Annotated in this window: 15 protein-coding genes; 5 read left to right on the forward strand and 10 right to left on the reverse strand. The window is 68.9% G+C overall.

The genetic code is table 11. The features are described 5' to 3' along the window. Positions 1–240: 240 nt before the first annotated feature. Entirely contained in the window at positions 241–1,047 is an 807-nt protein-coding gene (gene lepB / locus CAP_RS31550; protein WP_052376388.1) for a signal peptidase I, read from the reverse strand. Between the two features lie 50 nt (positions 1,048–1,097). On the opposite strand from lepB, the gene CAP_RS31555 reads away from it, so the two are divergent. The 4 genes from CAP_RS31555 (at position 1,098) to CAP_RS31575 (ending at position 6,677) form a co-directional block, all read left to right on the forward strand. Then, on the forward strand, positions 1,098–1,979 hold the full coding sequence (locus CAP_RS31555) for a shikimate dehydrogenase (RefSeq protein ID WP_231511790.1): 882 nt from the start codon (positions 1,098–1,100) through the stop codon (positions 1,977–1,979). Between the two features lie 45 nt (positions 1,980–2,024). Then, the gene (locus tag CAP_RS45925; protein ID WP_081865464.1) at positions 2,025–3,320 is read left to right on the forward strand and encodes a formylglycine-generating enzyme family protein; all 1,296 of its coding nucleotides are present in this window, start codon (positions 2,025–2,027) and stop codon (positions 3,318–3,320) included. Between the two features lie 67 nt (positions 3,321–3,387). Continuing rightward, positions 3,388–4,437 (forward strand): arginine N-succinyltransferase, encoded by a 1,050-nt coding sequence (locus CAP_RS31570; RefSeq protein ID WP_044247663.1) that lies wholly within the window; start codon positions 3,388–3,390, stop codon positions 4,435–4,437. A gap of 332 nt (positions 4,438–4,769) precedes the next feature. After that, positions 4,770–6,677 carry a GMC family oxidoreductase gene (locus CAP_RS31575; protein WP_231511791.1) on the forward strand — a complete coding sequence of 636 codons (1,908 nt, stop codon included), beginning with the start codon at positions 4,770–4,772 and terminating at the stop codon, positions 6,675–6,677. Positions 6,678–6,687: 10 nt separating this feature from the next. Here the strand turns inward: CAP_RS31575 and CAP_RS31580 are convergent, their stop codons facing one another. From CAP_RS31580 to CAP_RS31600, 5 genes are all read right to left on the reverse strand, one after another. Further along, on the reverse strand, positions 6,688–7,494 hold the full coding sequence (locus CAP_RS31580; protein ID WP_044247666.1) for an ABC transporter ATP-binding protein: 807 nt from the start codon (positions 7,492–7,494) through the stop codon (positions 6,688–6,690). 2 nt (positions 7,495–7,496) lie between these two features. Continuing rightward, the gene (locus CAP_RS31585) at positions 7,497–9,179 is read right to left on the reverse strand and encodes an FtsX-like permease family protein (RefSeq protein WP_231511792.1); all 1,683 of its coding nucleotides are present in this window, start codon (positions 9,177–9,179) and stop codon (positions 7,497–7,499) included. After that, positions 9,163–10,815 (reverse strand): lysine--tRNA ligase, encoded by a 1,653-nt coding sequence (lysS, locus tag CAP_RS31590; RefSeq protein ID WP_044247669.1) that lies wholly within the window; start codon positions 10,813–10,815, stop codon positions 9,163–9,165. The genes CAP_RS31585 and lysS overlap by 17 nt, the downstream gene beginning before the upstream one ends. Then, positions 10,812–11,949, reverse strand: a protein-coding gene (gene prfB / locus CAP_RS31595) for a peptide chain release factor 2 (protein ID WP_197041441.1) whose coding sequence is annotated in 2 segments (ribosomal slippage) — positions 10,812–11,879 and positions 11,881–11,949 — 1,137 coding nt in all. Because the reading frame shifts where the segments join, the coding sequence is not laid out codon by codon here. Before prfB ends, lysS begins: the two co-directional genes overlap by 4 nt. Before the next feature lie 45 nt (positions 11,950–11,994). After that, complete coding sequence (locus tag CAP_RS31600; RefSeq protein ID WP_156041317.1) at positions 11,995–12,597, reverse strand: YkgJ family cysteine cluster protein; 603 nt, start codon at positions 12,595–12,597, stop codon at positions 11,995–11,997. A 124-nt stretch (positions 12,598–12,721) separates the two neighbouring features. On the opposite strand from CAP_RS31600, the gene dps reads away from it, so the two are divergent. Next, a complete protein-coding gene (gene dps, locus CAP_RS31605; protein WP_044247674.1) occupies positions 12,722–13,198 on the forward strand; it encodes a DNA starvation/stationary phase protection protein Dps in 477 nt (158 codons plus the stop codon). Positions 13,199–13,240: 42 nt separating this feature from the next. On the opposite strand, the gene CAP_RS45930 is transcribed toward dps, so the two are convergent. The 4 genes from CAP_RS45930 to CAP_RS31625 form a co-directional block, all read right to left on the reverse strand. Then, positions 13,241–14,962, reverse strand: a complete 1,722-nt coding sequence (locus CAP_RS45930) for a serine/threonine-protein kinase (protein ID WP_052376390.1) — start codon at positions 14,960–14,962, stop codon at positions 13,241–13,243. Between the two features lie 31 nt (positions 14,963–14,993). Further along, on the reverse strand, positions 14,994–16,085 hold the full coding sequence (locus CAP_RS31615) for a hypothetical protein (protein WP_044247677.1): 1,092 nt from the start codon (positions 16,083–16,085) through the stop codon (positions 14,994–14,996). Between the two features lie 77 nt (positions 16,086–16,162). Then, entirely contained in the window at positions 16,163–17,869 is a 1,707-nt protein-coding gene (locus CAP_RS31620; RefSeq protein ID WP_052376391.1) for a DUF885 domain-containing protein, read from the reverse strand. A 33-nt stretch (positions 17,870–17,902) separates the two neighbouring features. Beyond that, a complete protein-coding gene (locus CAP_RS31625; protein WP_081865466.1) occupies positions 17,903–21,088 on the reverse strand; it encodes an efflux RND transporter permease subunit in 3,186 nt (1,061 codons plus the stop codon). Positions 21,089–21,096 lie beyond the last annotated feature (8 nt).

Below are 21,096 nucleotides of genomic sequence, written 5' to 3' on the forward strand. Positions count from 1 at the left end.
AATGCATGACCGCATGCGCCGGAGCAGCGGGCTCAGCGTGGCTCATGCCGTTTTGCTGAAGACTGGAGCCAGGCTCTGAGCACCTCTCGGCTCCTGCTCACTCGGTGCAGCCCTGGTCACGCGTCACGCGATGCAGCGACACCGCCGGGTAGCGACCATCGGGAGCGTAGGGGCCGATAGGCCCCTGAGCCAGGGTACGCAGTACCGGGAGCGTAGGGGCCGATAGGCCCCTGATCTAGATTAACGGGTGGCGGCGGAGGCGGGGGAGGCGCCGCGGACGGCGCCGCGGTCGGGGCGGGCGTCGATGGCTTGCAGGAGGCGACCGGCGTCGAGGCCTTCGCCTTCGCGGTGGTGGTAGAGCACGCCGACGACGCGACCGCGGATGAGTTGACGGGGCACGGAGCCGATCTCGCGGCTGTCGAGGGAGGAGGCGCGGTTGTCGCCCATCATGAACACGTGATCGGGGGGGACGACCACGGGGCCGAAGGCGGCGAGATCGACGGAACCGGCGGCGTGGGAGGTTGGGCCCAGGTGTTCCAGCATCTGCCCGTCGCCGAGCACTTCCACGGTCTGGGGCACGCCGTCGATGAGGAGCACGCCGGATTGCACGGCCACGGTCTGACCTGCGACGGCGACCACGCGCTTCACGAGGGGCACTGCGCCGCCGCGGGGATCGGAGAACACCACCACGTCGCCGGGGTGAGGATCTTCGGCTTCCATCAGGTAGCGGCTCGTGAAGGGGAGCCGCACGCCGTAGGCGAGCTTGTAGACGAAGATCCGATCGCCGGGCGCGATGGTGGGCCACATCGAGCTGGTGGGCACGTGGTACTGGTCGGCCACGGTCGTGCGCAGCAGCGTCAGGAACAGCGCGAGGGCGACTGCGCGTGTCGCGATCCAGCGCAGACCTGGCAGCCATTGCTGCATCCGGCTCCGCACGGAGGGCGGGGCTGCGATCTCCACGGGTGCCACCTCGGCAGTGCTCGAAGGCACCAGTGCCGTGAGTTCAACCAGCTCGCCAGCCTGCCCGGGGCCACCGTGTTTGAACATCGGGATTACCCTGAGTAGCATCCTCCGCGTTCCCAGGCCAGCGTCTCTGCATGGCTGAGCCTTCGGTGTCAGAGCGCAACTCGGCGCCCGTCGACGACGGCATGCCGCCGTCCGCACGCTCACGTGCCATGGCCATGCTCACGCTCTGCGGCTCGCTCTCGCTGCATCCGGTGCCGACGGGCGCGGCCATGCACCTCGCGGCGTATCGCGCGCTTGGCTTGCCGTTCACGTATGTGCCTTTCGCGGTCACCGACCTCGAGGGTGCGCTGCGGGGCATGCGTGCGCTGGGGATTCGCGGGCTTGGCGTCTCCATGCCCTTCAAGCAGCAGGTCTTGCCCCTGCTCGACGCCGTCGATCCCGTGGCGGCGCGCATCGGGGCGGTGAATACGCTGGTCAATGACGGCGGCCGGATCACCGGGCACAACACGGACTGGATGGGCGCGGTGCAGGCGCTGGAGGAGATCACCACGCTGGCGGGGCGGCGCGTGCTCCTGCTCGGCGCGGGTGGTGCGGCGCGCGCGGTTGCTTTCGGGCTGCGCGAGCGGGGGGCGGTGGTGACCCTCGCGAACCGTGACCGGGCCAAGGCGGAGAGGCTCGCGGCGGAGGTCGATGCGACGCCGGCGGGGCTCGACGAGGAGACGTTCCGGGGGGATCACGCGATCCTCGTCAATGCCACCTCCCGGGGCATGGCCGGCGTGGCGCCGGGGAGTCCCGTGCCGGAGGGGGTGCTCCGGCCGGGGCAGGTGGTCATGGACATCGTCTACAAGCCCCTGCGTACCGAGCTGTTCGACGCAGCGCAGCGCGCGGGAGCGACGGCGATCCATGGCGGGCGCATGTTGCTTTACCAGGCGGCGGCACAGTTCCAGCTCTACACCGGCCGACCGGCGCCGCTCGCGGCGATGGATGAAGCGCTGCGGACGCAGCTCGGGTAGCGAGAGGGAATCGAGCCGCGGCCGGATCCAGGGTACAGAGGGTCCGTGGGTGGCGGACGCATCTTGACCTCGTTGCTGATCGTGATGGCCGGGTGTCACGGCGAACCTGAGAGCACGGCGACCTCGGCGGCATCGGCGGCATCGCCGACCACGACGGCGGTGCCAGCGCAGGTTCCCGCGGCAGTGGCTGCGCCGGTCACGCCGACGGCACCACCGCAACCGGTGACGCCGCCGGACATGGTGGAGATCCGGGGGGGGCTGTTCCTCATGGGATCGCGGATCTCGGAGGGGTCGCCGGAGGAGCGGCCCATGCACGAGGTTGCGGTGGCCACCTTCCTGTTCGATCGCACCGAGGTCACGGCGGCTGCGTACCAGGCGTGCGTGAAGGCAGGCGCCTGCTCACCTATGCAGGGACCGAGCTCGCTGTGCAATGGCCCCGAGAGCGGGCGCAAGGACCATCCTGCCAACTGCATCGACTTCACGCAGGCCGAGGCGTTCTGCAGCTTCGCGGGCAAGCGCTTGCCCAGCGAACGGGAGTGGGAGTACGCGGCTCGCGGGGGCTCCGAGCTGCGGAGGTTCTCGTGGGGCGAGGAGGTGCCCGACGGCGAGAGGGCTTGTTACAACCACATCGGGACGTGTCCTGTGGGCAGCTTTCCTTCCGGTGCGTTCGGGCTGCGTGACATGTCTGGGAACGTCTGGGAGTGGACGTCGAGCTTCTTCGGCGCGTATCCCGACGAGCGTGCCTCGGGGACGCACCGCGTCTACCGCGGCGGGAGCTTCAGCCGACGCTTCCCCAAGTGGCTGCGCAATGCGCTGCGCAATCGCTACCTCCCGCACGAGTGGAGCGCGTCGCTCGGCGTGCGGTGTGCGCGTACGGTCTCGCCGGTGCAGTGCCCGCAGGACACGGAGGCGCGGCCGGCAAGCGATCCGAAGCTCCCGCCGGCATGCGAGCGCACGCGCGGAGTGCCGGCATGTGAGCCGGCGATGGAGTGGGACGGAGAGCGCTGTGTGCTGAGTGTTCCAGGTGGGGTCACCGCCGCGGCGCACGTCACGCCGAGGGCGACGGGTGACGGACAGCGCGCACCCGACGCGCAGGGTCAGGGCGCAGGGGCCGAGGCTGGGGAGGTGGCCCAGACGTCCGCCAAAACAGACGCTGTTGTCCGGACGCGCACCCCGGCGCATGATGGGGACTGCAAAAAGAACTACCCGGGGCGGCCTGCTGCGTTCCGGTTCACGGGCAAGACGTTCCACGGCCGGAACCCGGCGATCCGCGCAGGTAACTGCGTGCGACGCGACATGGGTGAGCAGTGGACGAGCGCCTGCTGTCCTGGGACCCCGTGATGACGTTGCCTCGCAGGAGGCTGCGGAGCTTGGCGGAACGAGGGCGGCGCGCGTAGGCTGCGCGCGCATGGTCTCGTTCGAGATACGCGCTGCCCTCCCGGGTGACGAGGAACAGCTCCTGGCCGTCGCGCGCCACCTGAACTCGGTCAACCTGCCCAACGACCGAAGCGCGATCCACGAGATCGTGGACATGAGTCACCGGAGCCATAGCGGTGCGATCCAGGATCCGCGGCTCCGGCAGTACGTGTTCGTGCTGGTCGACGTCGGCGAAGGGACACCGAAGGGGGGCACCATCATCGGCACGTCGATGCTCATCGCCCAGCTCGGGCGTCGCAACGCGCCGTACATCTACTTCGACGTGTTGGACGAGGAGAAGTACTCGGCCACGATCGACAAGCACTTCCACCACACCGTGCTGCGCATCGGCTACTCGTACAACGGGCCGACGGAGATCGGCGGGCTCGTGCTCATGCCCACGTACCGTCAGCGCGCCGAGAAGCTCGGGACGATGATCTCCTACGTGCGGTTCCTGTACCTGGCTGCGCACCGCGACCTGTTCCAGGACGAGATCCTCGCGGAGCTTTTGCCGCCTCTCGAACCCGATGGGACGAGCCACCTCTGGGAAGCCCTCGGCCACAAGTTCGTCGACCTGAGCTACGCCGAGGCGGATCTGCTCTCGAAGAAGAACAAGGAGTTCATCAAGGGGCTGTTCCCGGAGGGGACCATCTACGCCTCGCTGCTCCCGCTCGATGCGCAGCGGGTGATCGGCAAGACCGGCACGCAGACGCGCGGCGTGGAGAAGCTCCTGCGCCGCATCGGCTTCCGCTACGCGCACCGGGTGGATCCGTTCGACGGCGGGCCGCACTACACGGCGCGCATGGACGAGATCAGCCTCGTCCAGGAGACGCGGCGCACGCGGGCCGATCGTCCATTCACGCCCCTGCCTGGAGACCGGCAGGCGCTGATCGCGATCACGCGGCCCGAGCCCCCCTACTTCCGCGCAGTCATGGCGCACTTCCGGGACGAGGGCTCCAAGGGGATCGCCGTCGCCGACGATGCGTGGGAGCACCTGCAGCTCCGGCATACCTCGCCGGTCATCATCCTGCATATCCCCTGAAGCGCTGCGCGCGGCGCGTGCGGCGTGAGCGTCGTCAGCATGAACGCTGACGTCCGCTGGCCGGAGCGTGTCCGTCCGGCGTGCTGGCCTACAGCCTCGGTCCAAGCTCGCGTCTTGCGAGCCTGAGCAGTACTCGGACCGGGTGACACCCTGCGTCACGAGCTTGCCTCTCCAATGTTCTGCATCTACAGAACATTGGAACCAACCGGTACCGGAGGCCTGCGATGACCCTGTCAATGGCGATGAACCTGGGCAAAAATGAGGAGCCAAAGCCTCGCGCGTCCTTCAGGGAGGCTTCCCCGTCGGGCGCGCTGACAGCGAGGGAGCTGCGCGTGGTCGCAGCCATCGCCGAGGCAGCCATGCCACCCGGAGCGCTGCTCCCAGGCGCGGGGGGACCCACGGCGACGGCGCTCGCAGGGTGGCTCAAGGACGTGCCAGCACACGTCGCGCGTGGGTTCCGGGCGATGCTCTGGACCGTGGAGCTGGCCACCGTGGCGACGCGGCTCCGGCCGTTCTCGGCGCTTTCGCTCGCGCAGCGCATGGACCTGCTGTCCGGCTGGGAGCAGCGCAGGTCCCCTGCCCTGCGGACGGCGCTGCGGGCGCTGCTCATACCGCTGAAGCTGCTTCACTACGAGCGGGCGGAGATGTTCAGACACGTCGGGTGCCGCTCCGATCTGCCTGTCGTACGCGAGGAGCAGCCGCGGTGGCTGTCGCAGGTCGTGAACGGGCGCGAGATCGACGAAGATCTCACGCTGGAGTGCGACGTGGTGGTGGTGGGTACGGGGGCGGGAGGTGCCCCGGTGGCGTACGAGCTCGCCGCGCGGGGACACGCGGTGCTGATGCTGGAGGAGGGAGACTTCCACCGCCGATCGAGCTTCGACGCGCGGGCGGCGCGGGCCCACCGAACGCTGTACCGCGACCATGGGATGACGGTGTCGCTCGGGAACCTGGGCATCCCGATCTTCTCGGGCAAGGCGGTCGGTGGCACCACGGTGGTGAACTCCGGCACCTGCTACCGCGCGCCTGCGCAGACCTTCGCGGCGTGGCGCGAGGAGCTGGGGTTGCCAGGCGAGATGTCGCCGGAGGGCATGGCGCCCTACTACGAGCGGGTGGAGCGGATGCTCCGGGTGGCGCCTGCGAACCCGCTGCACCTCGGTGCCATCGCGCCGATCATCCAGCGCGGCGCCACGCAACTGGGGCTGCGGCACGCGCCGCTCCTGCGCAATGCGCCCGACTGTGACGGGCAGGGGGTGTGCTGCTTCGGCTGTCCCACGGGCGCGAAACGGTCGACGGACGTGAGCTACGTGCCGGAGGCGCTGCTGAGGGGGGCGCAGCTCGTGACGGCGGCGCGGGTGGAACACGTGAACATCGTGGGAGGGCGCGCGCGGGGCGTGACGGCGACGCTGGCTGGTACACCAGCCGTGCAGCGGGGGGCGCGGCGGGCGCCGCGGCTCACGGTCAAGGCGCAGGCGGTGGTGGTGGCCTGTGGGACGCTGCTGACGCCGCTCCTGCTCCAGCGGAGCAGCGCTTGCCGGAGCAGCAAGTGGCTGGGGAAGAACCTGTCGATCCACCCCGCCGGCAAGGTGATGGCCCTCTTCGACGAGCGCGTCGAGCAGTGGAAGGGGATCCCGCAGGGCTACAGCATCGATCACTTCGAGGACGAGGGGTTGATGTTCGAGGGCAGCTCGGTGCCCCTCGACATTGCGGCCATCGGGGTGCCATGGACGGGGCGGCGGTTCACGGAGCTGATGGAGCGCTACCCGCACCTCGCCACGTTCGGCTTCATGATCAAGGACACGAGCCGGGGTGAGGTGCGCCCGGGGATCGGGGGCTCACCGCTCATCGTGTACACCATGAACCGCGAGGACACGGAGCGGATGCAGCGCGGATTCGCGGTCCTGAGCGAGGTGTTCCAGGCAGCCGGGGCGCGCCGGGTGCTGCCGTTCGTGGCGGGTCACGATGAGGTGAGCACCCCCGAGGCGCTCGCGCAGTTCCGCAGGGCGAAGCTGCGCCCCGGCGATTTCGACGTGACGGCGTACCACCCGCTCGGCACATGCCGCATGGGGCCAGAGCCGAGCACCTCGTGCATCGGGCCCGATCAGCAGGCTCACGACGTGAAGGGGCTGTACGTGTGCGACGGCAGCGCTGTCCCGTCATCGCTCGGGGTCAATCCGCAGCTCACCATCATGGCGATGTCGGTGAGGGCCGCGGACATCCTCGACACGCGGCTCGATCGCTGAAGACAGCTCGCTACGGATTGTCGGCGGCGTCGACGGTCGCGCCGGCGCCCCGGGAGGAGGCGGGAGCGCCCTCCGCGGCAGGAGCGACGGAGGCGGCCGCTGCCGTCGAGGCGTCGGGCAGGCTCGCGCCGCGGCGCTCGTCGGCCTCGATGCGACCGTCGCGCATCCTCACCACCCGCGGCATCGACTGGGCGAACGCCAGGTTGTGGGTGACGACCACGATGGTGGTCCCGTGCTTGCGGTTCACCTCGAAGAAGAGCTGGTGCATCGCCTCGCTGGTGCCCGTGTCCAGGTTGCCGGTGGGCTCGTCTGCGAGGATGAGCTTCGGTGAGAGGACGAGGGCACGCGCCAGGGCCACGCGCTGCTGCTCGCCGCCGGACAGCTCGCCGGGCCTGTGCGTCCCGCGCTCGCCGAGGCCGACCTCGGAGAGCAGGGTGCGCGCCATCGGTTCGAGCTCCTTGCGGCTCCGGCCCTGGATGAGGCCGGGCATCATCACGTTCTCGAGCGCGTTGAACTCGGGCAAGAGGTGGTGGAACTGGAACACGAACCCGATGGTGCGGTTGCGGATGGAGGCGAGCTTGGAGCTGGAGAGGTTGGTGAGGTCCTCCCCGGCAAGCTTGATCCGGCCACCGGTGGGCATGTCCAGGGTGCCGATGCAGTGGAGGAAGGTGCTCTTGCCAGCGCCGGACTGGCCGACCATGGCGACCACCTCACCTTGCTCGATGGTGAGGTCGATGCCTCGGAGGACATGGAGCTCTCGCCCCATGTGCACGAACATCTTGCGGAGATCTTCGACGACGACGAGCGGGGTTGCCATGGCTACTCGTATCGGAGGCCGTCGACCGGAGAGAGCCGCGAGGCTGCCCGCGCCGGGTAGATCGTCGCCACCGTGCAGATCACGAGGGCTGCCAGTGCGACGAGGGCGTAGTCCACGCCGTTCACGTTCACTGGCAACCGGTCGATGTAATAAACGTCAGGATCGAGGCGCACGCCGAACCACGACAGGCCCAGACAGAAGGCCAGCGCGGTGCCGACGCCGAAGATGGTGCCGATGGCGCCGATGATCACGCCCTCCAGCATGAAGATGCGCATCACTGCCCCGTCCGAGGCGCCGAGGGCCTTGAGGATCGCGATCTCCTTGCCCTTCTCGGTCACCATGAGGAGCAGCGTGCAGACGATGCAGAAGCTCGCCACCGCGATGGCGATGGAGAGAATGATGAACGTCGCGATCTTCTCCAGCTTCAGGGCGCTGAAGAGGTTCCTGTTCATCTCCATCCAGTCGCGGACGCGGAGCCCCTCTCCCGCCACCGCCTGGTCGACCACGGGGCGCACCTCGGCGACCCGCTCGGGATCGGGGACGCGGATGTCGATGTGGGTGATCTTGTCACCCATGCTGAAGAACCGCTGCGCCTCGTCCTTCAGCACGTAGGCGTGCGTGGCGTCGTACTCGTACATGCCGCTGTAGAAGATCGCGGCGACGCGGAACTTGCGGGACTTGGGCATCACGCCCGTGGGGCCCAGCTCGCCGATGGGTGAGAGCAGGGTGACCTCCTCGCCCACGAGGACGTGCAGCGACTTGGCGAGCTCACGGCCGATGATGACGCCGGGGTAGGTCTTGGTCTGCTTGCGCAGGAACTCCTTCACGGTGGGATCGACCTCCGCGTTGAAGCGGACGTCTGGCCCCTTGAAGTACGGCTCGCCGCCGGGGCCGCGGCCGATGATCTCCTCGGCAGGAAGATCCACGAGCTTCTCGGGCTCGATCAGGTAGTCGAAGTTGCCGACCTCGAGGTTGTTCTTGAGGTCGATGACCTGGCCGATGGTGTCGGGGTCGATGCCGCGGACCAGCGCCCCCGCGGTGTTGGAGGCGCTCGATCCCATGGCGTCGCCAGCCACGACGGGTGTCGCGGCGCCACCCACGGGGCCGAGCGCGACGCGGACCTTGGCGAGGTGTTCCTCCCAGTCAGCGAAGCCGCCGGGGCGCTCGCCCTCCACGACGATGTGGGCATTGTTGCCCAGGATCTTGCGCTTCAGGTCGGCGCCGAACCCGCCCATGATGCTGGTCACCGAGCAGAGCGCGCAGGAGCTGACGCCGACTCCCGCCATGGAGAGCACGGAGATCACGGTGAGGAACCCGCTCTTCGTGGCGCGGACGTGGCGCGCGCCGACGTAGGAGACGAAGGTCCGCCGCTCCAGCGCGTCGAGGATGACCGGGAGCAAGGCCGCGAGGGCGATGAGGAGGAAGATGGTGCCCGTGACGAGGGCACCGCCGCGGATCAGCTCGTGACGGAGCACGATGGGCGCCGTGCCCCGCTGCACGGGCAGGCCTGACGCCAGGGTCGAGAGGAGCGCGAAGCCCGCGCCGAGCACGCCGCCGAACCACCAGAACATGGCCCGCGGCAGGCTCTGGCTCATGCGGCGGATGCCGCGGAGCACGAGCAGCAGGCTCACCACGATCACGATCGTGATGAACGCGAGGTAGAGCGGCCTAGAGAGCGGCGCCAAGCGCTTCAGGCCTCAAGAGGGGGAAGAGGATGACGTCCCGGATCGACGAAGCCCCGGTGAGCAGCATGACCAGCCGATCCACGCCCATGCCGAAGCCCGCGGCGGGCGGCATGCCGTGCTCCAGGGCGCGGATGTAGTCGGCGTCGTAATCCATGGTCTCCTCGGCGCCGCGTGCCTTCTTCTCGACCTGAGCGCGGAAGCGCGCGTCCTGGTCCTCCGGGTCGTTCAGCTCGCTGAAGGCGTTGCAGAGCTCGCGCCCATCGATGAACAGCTCGAACCTGTCGACGAGCGCTGGATCAGCGTCCTTCCTCCGGGCGAGCGGGGAGACCTCGAAGGGGTAGTCGGTGATGAACACCGGGGCGCTCCTGGTACCGTCGGGGCTCCGGTAGTCCCGCGTGAGGAAGGGCTCGGCCAGGTACTCGTACGCGCAGAACACGCGCTCGCCGGCCGATTCGCACTTCTTCGCGCCCGAGCGGAAGTTCGACCAGTCGATCTCGCGCCCCTTCGACTTCGCAGTCTTCGCCCACTCCTTGATGGGCGCATCGTCGTCGCTCACCCGCTGCGCCACCTCCGGGGGCAGCCCCGCGGCCTCCGTGGCGCGGGCGAGCGCCTCCGCCATGGGAACGCGCGCGAAGCGCTCGAAGGACCAGGTTCGAGGCGCGACCCAGCCCCCGTGCTCGGCCGGGAGCTTCGCGGCGAGCTTCTCGTCCACGTGCCGGAGCATGGCCTCGGTGAGGTCCATCAGCGTCTCGTACGTGGCGTACGCCTGGTAGAACTCGAGCATCGAGAACTCGGGGTTGTGCCTGGTGGAGAGCCCCTCGTTCCGGTAGCACCGGGCGATCTCGTAGACGCGGTCGAAGCCGCCCACGAGCAGCCGCTTCAGGTACAGCTCGGGCGCGATGCGCATGAAGAGCTGCATGTCGAGCGCGTTGTGGTGGGTCACGAAGGGCCGGGCCACGGCGCCGCCGATGATCGGGTGCATCGTCGGCGTCTCCACTTCGAGGAAGTCGCGCGCGTCGAAGAACTCGCGCAGGGCGGAGACGATGGCCGTGCGGGCGCGGAACACCGAGGCCACGGGGGGGTTGGCGACCAGATCCACGTACCGCATGCGGTAGCGGGACTCGACGTCCTTGAAGCTGGTCTTCGTGGGCAGCGGCCGGTAGGCCTTGGTCAGGAGGCGCAGGCCTTCGGCCCGGATGGACAGCTCTCCCTTGTTGGTGGCCATCGCCTTGCCGTGCGCCTCGACGATGTCGCCGAGGTCGAGGTCGTCGAGGCGCTCCCACCCCGCGAGCGCCCCCTGCTCGCAGTAGAGCTGCAGCTCGCCGGTACGATCGCGGAGGCGAATGAAGACCACGCCCCCGAAGGAGCGGAGAAAGAGGATCCGCCCGGCCACCCGGAACGGGGCGGCCTCCACGCGCGCCGCGTCGTAACGCCCGTCCTCGCCGCGGACGCTGGCGAAGTGAGCGCGGACCTCGGCGAGATCCACGAGCGGCGCGCCAGCGGTCACGTCGTTCGCGAAGGGGTTCTCGCCTCGCTCGCGTGCCCTTGTAGCCTTGCCCTTGCGGGCCGCGATGAGCGCGGCCTCCGCGTGCGCCTCGGATTCGGCCGACGGCTTTCCAGATCCCTCGCGGCTCACACGTCCTCCTCGGCCCCGCCGCCCTTCCGGAGCGTTCCTCCGGCTGCGGCGAGCAGGTAGGCCTCGACGAAGCTGTCGAGGTCCCCATCGAGCACCGCGTCCACGTTGCTCGCGTCGGTCCCCGTCCGCACGTCCTTCACCAGCCGGTACGGCGCGAGGACGTAGTTGCGGATCTGGCTGCCGAACTTGATCTCGCTCTTCAAGGCGTTCGCCGCCTGCACCTCGGCGTCTCGCCTGGCGAGCTCCATCTCGTAGAGCTTCGCCTTGAGGATCTTCATCGCCATGGCCCGGTTCTGGTGCTGGCTGCGCTCGGCGCGGCACACGATGTTCAGGCCCGTGGGCAGGTGCCGGAGGCGCACCGCGGTCTCCACCTTGTTGACGTTCTGGCCGCCCTTGCCGCCAGCGCGCATGGTGGTGATCTCGATGTCCTTGTCGTTCACCTGGATGTTGATGTCCTCGTCCGAGTCCGGCGTGACCTCGACCGCGGCGAACGCGGTCTGGCGCGTGTGGTCGGCGTTGAAGGGGCTCATCCTCACCAGCCGGTGCACACCATGCTCCGAGCGGAGATACCCGTAGGCCGACTCCCCCGAGACGGTGAAGGTCACCGCGTCGATGCCCGCCTCGTCGCCGTCCTGGTAGTCGACGATGTCCGTCTTGTAGCCGCGCCGCTCGCAGAACCGGAGGTACATGCGCATCAGCATGGAAGCCCAGTCCTTGGCGTCCGTGCCGCCGGCACCCGGGTGGATGCTGACGATGGCGTTGCCGCGGTCGGCGGGGCCGGAGAGCATGCGCTCCACCTCGGCCTTGTGCAGGCGCGCATCGATCTCTGCGGCTTGCTTCGCCGCATCGTCGAGCACTCCCTCGTCACCCTCGCTGGCGCCGAGCTCGAAGTACTCGAGGAGATCGTCGATCTCCTTGCCGAGCTTCTGGCTGAGGTCGAGCTTGGACTCGACCTGCGCGCGCTTGCGGAGGACGACCTGAGCCTTCTCGTTGTCGTTCCAGAACCCCGGCGCGAGCGTCGTCTGGGTCAGGTCCTGGAGCATCCTTTCAAGTCTAGGGACGTCAAAGATGCCCCCTTAGCGCATCATGGCGCCTTTTGAGGTCGAGGATCTTGTCGCGGGTCTCGGACAGCATGGCCGGGGGATCTATTCGATCCGGCGGTGAAGCGCCAGCACCAGCTCAGGGGTCGAGATCACGACGGATGGCTGCCCGCAGCGCGGAGAGCGCCGTCTTGAGCCCCTCGACCTCGCGCTGCCGCTCCGGTGGGGCGAGCGCGTCGTCGAGCACCTCCAGGTACGATCGGGCGTCGTCCCACAGCGGCCGGGGTCGCGAGCCGGCAGGGACACGGTCCCGCAGGTCGGAAGCTGCGGTCCGGATCCGGGCGACCCGCTCCAGCGCCTCGACGAGGGGCACCTCCCCCGCCGTGTAGCGCTGGAGCAGCCCGCAAGCGTAGCTGCCGCAGACATTGGGCCGCATCAGGTACACGCCGCACTTGGCCCCTTGCTGCTGAGGACAGGGGAGGCGAAAGGCGTCGTACACGGGCGTCTGGACCACCGGGAGCTGCAGCCGCCCGGCCAGCGGCAGCTCCGGCTCCTCCAGCGGGGCGAGGTCGAAAAGCAAGCCGGTGCAGCACAGCCCGCAGGCCAAGCACACATCGGAGCCGTTCGGCTGCTCTCCGGGTTCGGAGCCGTTCGGCTGCCCTCCGGGCGCGGTGCCCGCCTGGGGCTCTTCATCGCTGCTCTCCCGGGTGGAACTCGCGGGGTGCGCTGCCGTCTCGGTCAAGATAGGCGCAACCTATCACGCCCATCAGCATGATGTGTTGGCGCCCGGGTCTCACCAGGCGCATGTTCTCCGCGAAGCATACGACCGCGAGCATCATCACCTGACTTTTCAGGAGGACACACCCATGTACCGAAGCCCCAGCCCGCTACCTGCCGAAGCACGCGCCAAGATCGTGGAGACCCTCAACGCCCGCCTCGCCGACGGCCTGGACCTGCACAGCCAGATCAAGGTCGCGCACTGGAACATCAAGGGTCCGCACTTCGCCTCGCTGCACCCGCTCTTCGAGACCTTCGCGGTCAGCCTGGCCGAGTTCAACGATGCCATCGCCGAGCGGGCAGTGACCCTGGGCGGCCAGATCCGCGGCACGGTCCGGCACGTCGCGAGCGCCTCGACCATCCCGGATTACGCTCAGGAGACGACGCGCGATCTCGACCACGCACGGCTGCTCGCGGACCGGTTCGACAAGTACGTGCAGGGGCTCCATGCCTCCCGGGTGATCGTCGACGAACTCAAGGACGCCGACACGTCCGACATCCTGACGGAGATCATCGGCACCTTCGAGAAGCACGGCTGGTTCCTGCACTCGACCGTCGAGAGCTGAGCCACCGTCACCGGCCTCTCTTCCCGAGCGCTCCGGTCCGGTTCAGCGATATGGGTTCGCCATGTCGCTCGCCGGAGCCGGAGTTGCAGCCTTCGGCTCCGGGGTCGCGGCCTTCGGGCGCGGCGGTGTCCACCTGGAGCCACCCTGCGGAGAGGCGCCTCCTCGGGGAGCTTCACTGGAAGGAACAGGCGCCAGAGCTGTCGGCGCCGACGCGCCAGATGGACCGAGCACCTCGGCACTGGCAGATGCGGGCGGTGCTGCGTTCACGGCCGCGGCCTCTGCCGCAGGTTGCGCAGCGTTTTCCGGCGCTGCAGCCACCCCGGGCGCCTCGTTCCGCAGCGCTGCCGGAGCGACCGCGGGCGCTGCTGGCGCCACCGGCATCGCCGCGGAAGCTGCCACGGGCGGCCCTGACGCCACAGCCTGCGTGGAAGCAGAGGATCGCCGCAGCGCTGACCATGCTGTGAGCCCGCCGCCCACGAGAAGCACCGCTGCCGCCACCCCTGCCATCCACCCTCGGCCACGGCTCCGACGCACGTTCACGGTCACCGTGGGGACCCGGCTGGCCATGGTCATCGAGCCCGGGGTCAGGCTGGGGTGCTGACGTGGAGCAGCCTCAGGGGCAGGGTCATCCGGCAGCGCGACCGGGATGATCTTCGACACCGCGCTCGACACCGAGCTCGCGGCTGCGGGAATCGAGGGGACACCGCGCCCTGGATCCACCAGGTCGCCCCAGGGACGCGCCTCGGCGCCGGCGTTGCTCGACTCGTGCTGCAGCCACACCCGCACGCTCTCGCGCTGGGCGGCGATCTCCTGCCCGAGCAGCTCCCGCATGGTCGCTGCCACTTGCTTGGGCGACGCCACCCCCTCCGGCAGCCCCTCGAGCGCCGCGGCTTCCAGGGCCTCGGCCATCTCGGCCGCAGACTGGTAGCGCTTCGCGAGATCTCGCTCCAGCGCCCGCGCACACACGGCCTCCAGCATTGCAGGCGCAGAGGGCGCGGCGTCGCGAAGCTTCGGGATCGGATCGTTCATGATCCTGCTCAGCGTCGCGCCCTCCGAGTCCGCCTTGAAGAGCCGCCGCCCTGCGAGCGATTCCCACAGCACGGCGCCCATCGCGAACAGGTCGGAGCGCCGGTCCATCTGCCCGCCCCGGGTCTGCTCCGGCGACATGTAGGCGAGTTTCCCCTTCATGCGGTCGGGTCGGGTGCTGGAGAGGCGCGACATCGCCCGGGCCACGCCGAAGTCGGTGAGCCGGGTGCAGCCGTCGACGCCGACGAGGATGTTCTGCGGCGAGCAGTCGCGGTGCACGAGCTGCACGGGTTTGCCGTCGGCACCGGTGAGCTCGTGGGCCGCGTGGAGGCCGGCCAGCGCATCGAGCAGGATGCGCACCACCACCGAGCGCGGGACCATCTTGCCCCCGCTCGCCGCCCTGGCGAGCACGCGCGCCATGGTGTCCCCCTCGATGTACTCCATCACCAGGTAGTACCCGGCCTCCGTGGTGCCGACCTCCAGGATGGGCACCACGTGCGGGTGATGAATGCCCGCTGCGAGCCGGGCCTCGTCGAGGAACATCTCGATGAACTCCGCCTCGCTCGCGAGGTGCGGGTGCAGCCGCTTGATGGCGACGAACCGCTGGAACCCACCGGCCCCGCCAAGGCGCGCGAGGAACACGCTCGCCATGCCGCCCGAGGCGATCTCCCCGATCAGCTCGTAACGATCGAGCCGTCGCCGTGCATCGCTGGGATCGAGAAACTTCACCTGGGGCATGTCGCGCTCCCTCCTTCAGTCCTAGAGCAGGCTAGAAGGTCCCCTGGGCCCCGAGGAAGCCCCCTCGACCCGTGGCGGTCACGATGGGCTCGACGCGGCGGCGGCCTGTCGACGCGCCCCGCCCGGAGCTGCCCCAGTCCGTGAACAGCGCGGACACCACGGTCAGCACCCCCACACCAGCCGTGACCCCGAGGAGCACGTTGGTGCGGGTCTCCTTGCCCAGGGCTTCCTGGTAGAGCGCGCAGCCCGTCCCCTGCCCCACGCACCCCGCGCGGACCGCGTCTTCACCGGGGTTGTTGAGGGTGTCGATCCCGCTCCAGATCGTCACGCCACCGAGCACCGCCGTCGCTGCCACACCGCCGAAGAAGACGAAGGGCGGCAGGCCACCCCGCTTCGAGGGCTCCGTGGCCGCGACGTCGACGGCCGGTGCACCCCTTGCCGGTCTCTCTCCATCGGTCCCGGGGCTGGTTTTCGCCCCTGTTCCGACGCTCCCGGCGCCTCCGGACGGTCCCGGCAGACCCCCCCCCGTGGAGGGAGCACCTGCCTCGGGCTCCAGGCGAAGCTCGCTGCTGCCGCCTGCCTTCGCGTCGACCTCGACCTGCCTGCTGCTCCCCCCCAGGAAGCTCGCGCTGAGCGTCGTCGGCTGCGGATCGAGGTACACCACCCACCGCGTGGTCGCCTCCCCGTGGATGGCGCGGCTGCCCACCGCCACCACGCAAGGCGGCGCACAGCTCACGCTCAGCTTGTGGAGCGATGGCCCGAACGCGGCGAGCACCTCGTTCGCGAGCTTGCTCGTCGCCTCGTCGGCCGGGTAACGCTGGATCGCCAGCGCGGCGAGCGTGGCTGCTCGGGAACCCTGCCCGGCTTCCTGACGCGCCCGGATCGCCTGCCGCAGCGCCTGGGGGCTGGGCACGGCAGCGTCGGCCTCTTCGAACCGGGAGGCTGCAAGCTCCAGCTCGCGCTCCTTGAACGCCGCCACCCCTGCATCGAACGCCGCGGCCGCGCGACGCACCTGCGCCGCATCGGGCGCCTGACCCGTCTGCGGCGCGTCTGGCGCTGCGGAGACCCCGGCTGTGGCCAGGAAAGCGGCTGCGAGCGCAGCCATCGCACTGACGCGGACCATCGGCGTCGATCCTCTCTCCCTTCCGTCAGGCGCGTCAAATGCCTTGATGAGGAGATGCACTCGGGGACCCCGGCCCGCTACGCGCGCGCGTGGCCGTCGTCCAGCACCAGCTCCCGCAGGAGGTCGAGCCCGACCGAGCCTGCTCCCAGCACCTTGCCGTGGAAGGCTTTCAGGTCGAAGCTCGCCCCCTGCCGCCGGCGTGCCTCCTCACGAAGGTCGAGCATCACCCGCTCCCCGACCTTGTAGGTAATCGCTTGCCCGGGCCAGCCCAGGTACCGCGTCGCCTCGCTCTGCGCGTTGTCAGGCCTCAGGAAGGCGCGCTGCTCCAGGATCTCGACCGCCGTCTCGTAGCTCCACCGCTCGCCGGCGTGCACGGGCGCGTCCTCGGGGATGGGGAGGTCGAGGTGCATCCCGATGTCGATCGCCACGCGGTAAGCGCGCATCAGCTTCGCCGCGAGCATCCCCAGCACGTACTCCGGCTTCTCGAAGTACCCGAGTTCGTGCATGAGTTGCTCCGCGTAGAGGGCCCAGCCCTCCGCGTAACCCGGGTACATCACCAGGAAGCGGTGCACCCGGCAGAGCTGCTCCTCGAAGTACACCTGGAGCCCGCACTGCAGGTGATGCCCCGGGAACCCCTCGTGGTACGCGGTGCTGATCTCTCCGTAGAGCGGCACTTGCGCCACGTCGCCCGGCGCGTACCACACCGTCCCGGGCCGCTTGAACCCCTCGCTGGGCGGCACGTAGTAGGCCCCGAGCGCGCCTCCGGGCGGCGCGAGCCGCACCTCGATGTGCTGGATCGGCTCCGGTACGTCGAAGTGGACGTCCTGCAGGTCTCTGAGCGCGCGCGCCTGGCGATCGCGCATGATCTGCAAGAAATCCTCGACCGAGCCCGAGCAGCGCTCCGGGTCGCGCTCCAGCATCCGGATGACCTCCGGGATCGACGCCCCAGGGAGGATCCCTGCGCCGAGCTGCGCCATCTCCGCCTCGATCCGGCGAACCTCGGACCAGCCCCACGCGTAGGTCTCTCGCAGGTCCAGCTTCGCGCCCAGAAAGCGCCTCACCGCCCGCTCGTAGCGTGCCTCGCCCACCCCGTCGGCCTCGACGGCGTGAGACAGGTAGGTCTCGGCGAGGTAGCTCCGGAACTCCGCAAAGGTCCGACGCGCGTTCTCGATGGCTCCCGGCAACCGCGCCCGGACCTGCTCCGGCGCGCTCTCCGCGGACTTGAGCAGCGTCAGGAAGAACGAGGACTCGCCCGCGTGGACCCCCGCCTGCTCCATCGCCGCGTGCACCTGCCGTCGCGCCACCACCTTCCCGGTCCGCCGCCCCTCATCCAGCGAGGCGCGGTAGGTTGCGCAGGCCTGATCGATCGTCTCGAGGCGCGACAGCACGGCCTCCCACCCCTCGGCCGTCTCCGTGTCCATCACATCGAACACCATCCGCATGTGCTGCAGGGTGGAGTCGATGTTGTTCAGGTTGACGAGGTGCTCACCGTGCGCCAGGTCGTCGAGCCGCTCGTCCAGGTAGTCGGCCATCACCCGCCTCGCCAGGCGGGCCCACGGGTCTCCCGCCGGAGACGGCAGGGCACGGAGCTGCTCTCTGAATGACGCGAGCGTGGTGCCCCACGCCGCGGCCCCCGTGGGGCTCCAGTCGTTCCAGGCGCCCGCATTGCAAGGAATGCCCACCATGGAGGCATCCACCGGGCAGCTCGCAGCGAAGGCCTGAACGAACTTGTCGCTGAGATCGAAGATGGGATCGCGGGGAGAAGAAGGAGAAGGGTCGGTCACGGCGGGAGCCTACCAGGCTTCCCGCCACCCGCCTCACTCCTCGCCGCCAGCCGGCTGATGCTGATGCGGCGGATGTCCGTGCAGGCCAGAGGACAGGGGCCCGTCGTGGGGGCCCTCGCCAGGGGGGGCGGCGCTCGTCTGCCAGGAGGCAGGGAGCAGCTTCTTCAGCTTGACCGACAGATCATCGAACAGCGAGTACGTCACCGGCGTCGCGAGCAGGGTGAGCAAGAGCGCCAGGGTCTGCCCACCGATGATCACGAAGCCCGTCGCGCGGTTTGCGCCGGAGCCCGCGCCGCTCGAGACGACGAGCGGGATCATGCCTGCCACGAACGCCACCGTGGTCATCAGGATGGGCCGGAGCCGATCGCGGTTCGCCTCCATGATGGCCTCGAACCGTGGCAGCCCTGATGCGCGCAGCTTGATGGTGTGATCGATCTGGAGGATCGAATTCTTCTTCACGACGCCGAAGAGCACCAGGATCCCCAGCATCGAGAAGATGTTGAGCGACTGCCGGAAGATGATCACCGAGATGATCGCGAAGGGCACCGTGAGCGGCAGCGAGATGAGGATGGTGAGCGGGTGCAGCCACGACTCGAACTGCGCCGCCAGCACCAGGTACATGAAGATGAACGACAGGAGGAACGCGAGCATGAAGCCCTTCGCCGCCTTGGCGAGTTCCTTCGAGGAGCCGATCGGACCTGCCGAGTAGCCGGCAGGGAGCCCCACTTCCTTCACGGCCTTGTCGAGCTCGTCGAGCACCTTCTGCTGAGAGCTCCCTGCCTCCAGGTTGCACGTCAGCATGAACTGCCGCTGCCTGTTGAAGCGCTCGATGCGCGACGGACCGCTCCCCTCGGTGAAATTCACCACGTTGTCGAGCGTCACCGCCCCGAGCTTCATGGTGGGCACCGTCATCCGCGCGAGCCCCTGCGCGTCCGAGCGGTAGGTCGACAGCGCCCTGGCGAAGACCTCGTACTGCTCGCCGCCCTCGTTGTAGGTCGACACCTTGTAGCCGCCCACGAGAAGCTGGAGCGTGGAGGCCACGTCCGCCACCGACACCCCGAGATCCGACGCCTTCTTGCGGTCGATCTGGGCGCGGATCTCGGGCCTGCCCGGCAGCAGCGTGGTGTCGGGATCGACGACGCCCGGGATCTTCTTCAGCCGCTCCAGGAGGCTCAGGGTGATCTCGCTGAGCCGCTGCATGTCGGGCCCTTGCACCATGTACGCGACCTGCGCCTGGGCACCGCCGCCGAAGGCAGGGATCGGACCCACGCTGGTACGCAGGTTCTCGGACGCGAACTTCGGCAGCACCTCGCGCCGGCTCGCATCGATGATCTGCTCCTGGGTGCGGTTGCGCTGCGTGGGCGGGAGGAGCTTGACGTACAGCGTCGCCAGGTTCTGGGTGAGCTGCGGATCATCGCCGATGGTGGTCAGGCTGTAGGCCACGCCGGGCATCTTCTCGAGTTCCGTGGCCATGCGCGTCGCGATGATGCGCGTCTGGTCGAGGCTCGTGCCCTCGGGCGCCCGGACGGTGACGCCGAACTGCGACTCGTCTTCCACGGGCAGGAAGTTCACGTTGGCGAACCTGCCGATCACCGGGATCGAGAACAGCGCCACGAAGCAGGCGAGCACGATCGCCCAGCGGTGCGCCATGCTCCACCGGAGCATCCGCATGTACAGCCGCTCGATGGGTCCGTAGAGCGGCGACTTCTTCGCGGGCCCCTGATCGTGCTGATGGTCGGGCCGCTTGAGGAAGCGCGCCGACAGCATCGGCGTGAGCGTGAAGCTCACGACCAGCGAGACCGCGATGGCGAACGCCATGGTCAGGCCGAAGGAGTTGAGGAAGCGACCGATGATGCCGCTCATGAAAGCGACCGGCAAGAACACCGCGATGAGCGAGAGGGTGGTCGCGAGCACTGCGAGGCCGATCTCCTTCGTGCCTCCGAACGCCGCCTCCCAGGGCGACATGCCCTTCTCCTCGATCCAGCGGTAGATGTTCTCGAGCACCACGATCGCGTCGTCGATGACGATGCCGACCGAGAGCGTCAGCGCGAGCAGGGTGAGCCCGTTCAGCGTGAAGCCCGCCACGTTCATGAGCGTGAAGGTGGCGATGATGCTGGTCGGGATGGCGATCGCGCTGATCAGCGTGCTGCGCGCGTTGGCGAGGAAGAGGAAGACGATGATCGCGGCGAAGAGCGCGCCGAGCACGAGGTGCTCCTTCACGGCGTGCACCGAGTTCTCCACGAACTCCGACTGATCGCGGGCGATCTCGATCTTGTACCCCTCGGGCAGGCGCTTCTCGACGTTCTTGAGGCGCTCCTTGATGCCCGCGACGACCTCGATCGTGTTGGTGCCGCTCTGCTTCCTGACGTTCAGGAGCACCGCCGGGTTCGTGCCGCGGAAGCCGACCGACTCCGGCTCGGCCATGCCGTCCTGCACCTCGGCCACGTCACCGAGGCGGACGGAGTAGCCATCGCGCATCGCGACCATGATGTCTTTCATCTGGTCGACCGACTGCACGCGGCCGCTGGTGCGCACCGTGAGCGCCTTGTCGCCTTGCTCCATGCGGCCGGCGGGGAGCTCGATGTTCTGCGCCGCGAGCGACATGGTCACGGCGCTCGCGCTCAGGTTGTACTTCTGGAGCTTGTCGGGATCGATCCAGATGTTGATCTGGCGCAACCGACCTCCGATGAGCGTCGCCTGACCGACGCCGCTCGCCGACTCCAGCTCGCGCCGGACCACCTTGTCGGCGAACTCCGTGACCGCCCGGACGTCGCCCTTGCTCGACGAGATCGCCAGGGTGAGCACCGGAGCGGCGTCCGGGTCCATCTTCATGACCGTCGGCGGCTCCACGCCCTTCGGCAGATCGGCCATGATCAGGTCGATCTTCTCGCGCACCTCCTGGGCGGCGACGTCCGCGTCCTTCTCCAGCGTGAACTGGACGATGACCTGGCTCAACCCCTCGACCGAGTACGAGCGAAGCTCCTCGATGCCGCTGATGGTGTTGACCGCCGACTCGATCTTGTCGGAGAGCTCGAGCTCGACCTCCTGCGGCGCCGACCCCGGCAGGACCGTGTTGACCACCACGAACGGGAAGTCGATCTTCGGGAAGCGGTCCACGCCCAGCCCGAAGTACGAGAACGTGCCGAGAACGGTCAGAACCAGCACGATCACCGTCGCGAAGACGGGCCTACGGATGCAGATTGCTGCGAGCCACTGCATGGTACTTC

It is taken from the genome of Chondromyces apiculatus DSM 436 (assembly GCF_000601485.1).
GTDB classification, from domain to species: Bacteria; Myxococcota_A; Polyangia; order Polyangiales; family Polyangiaceae; genus Chondromyces; species Chondromyces apiculatus.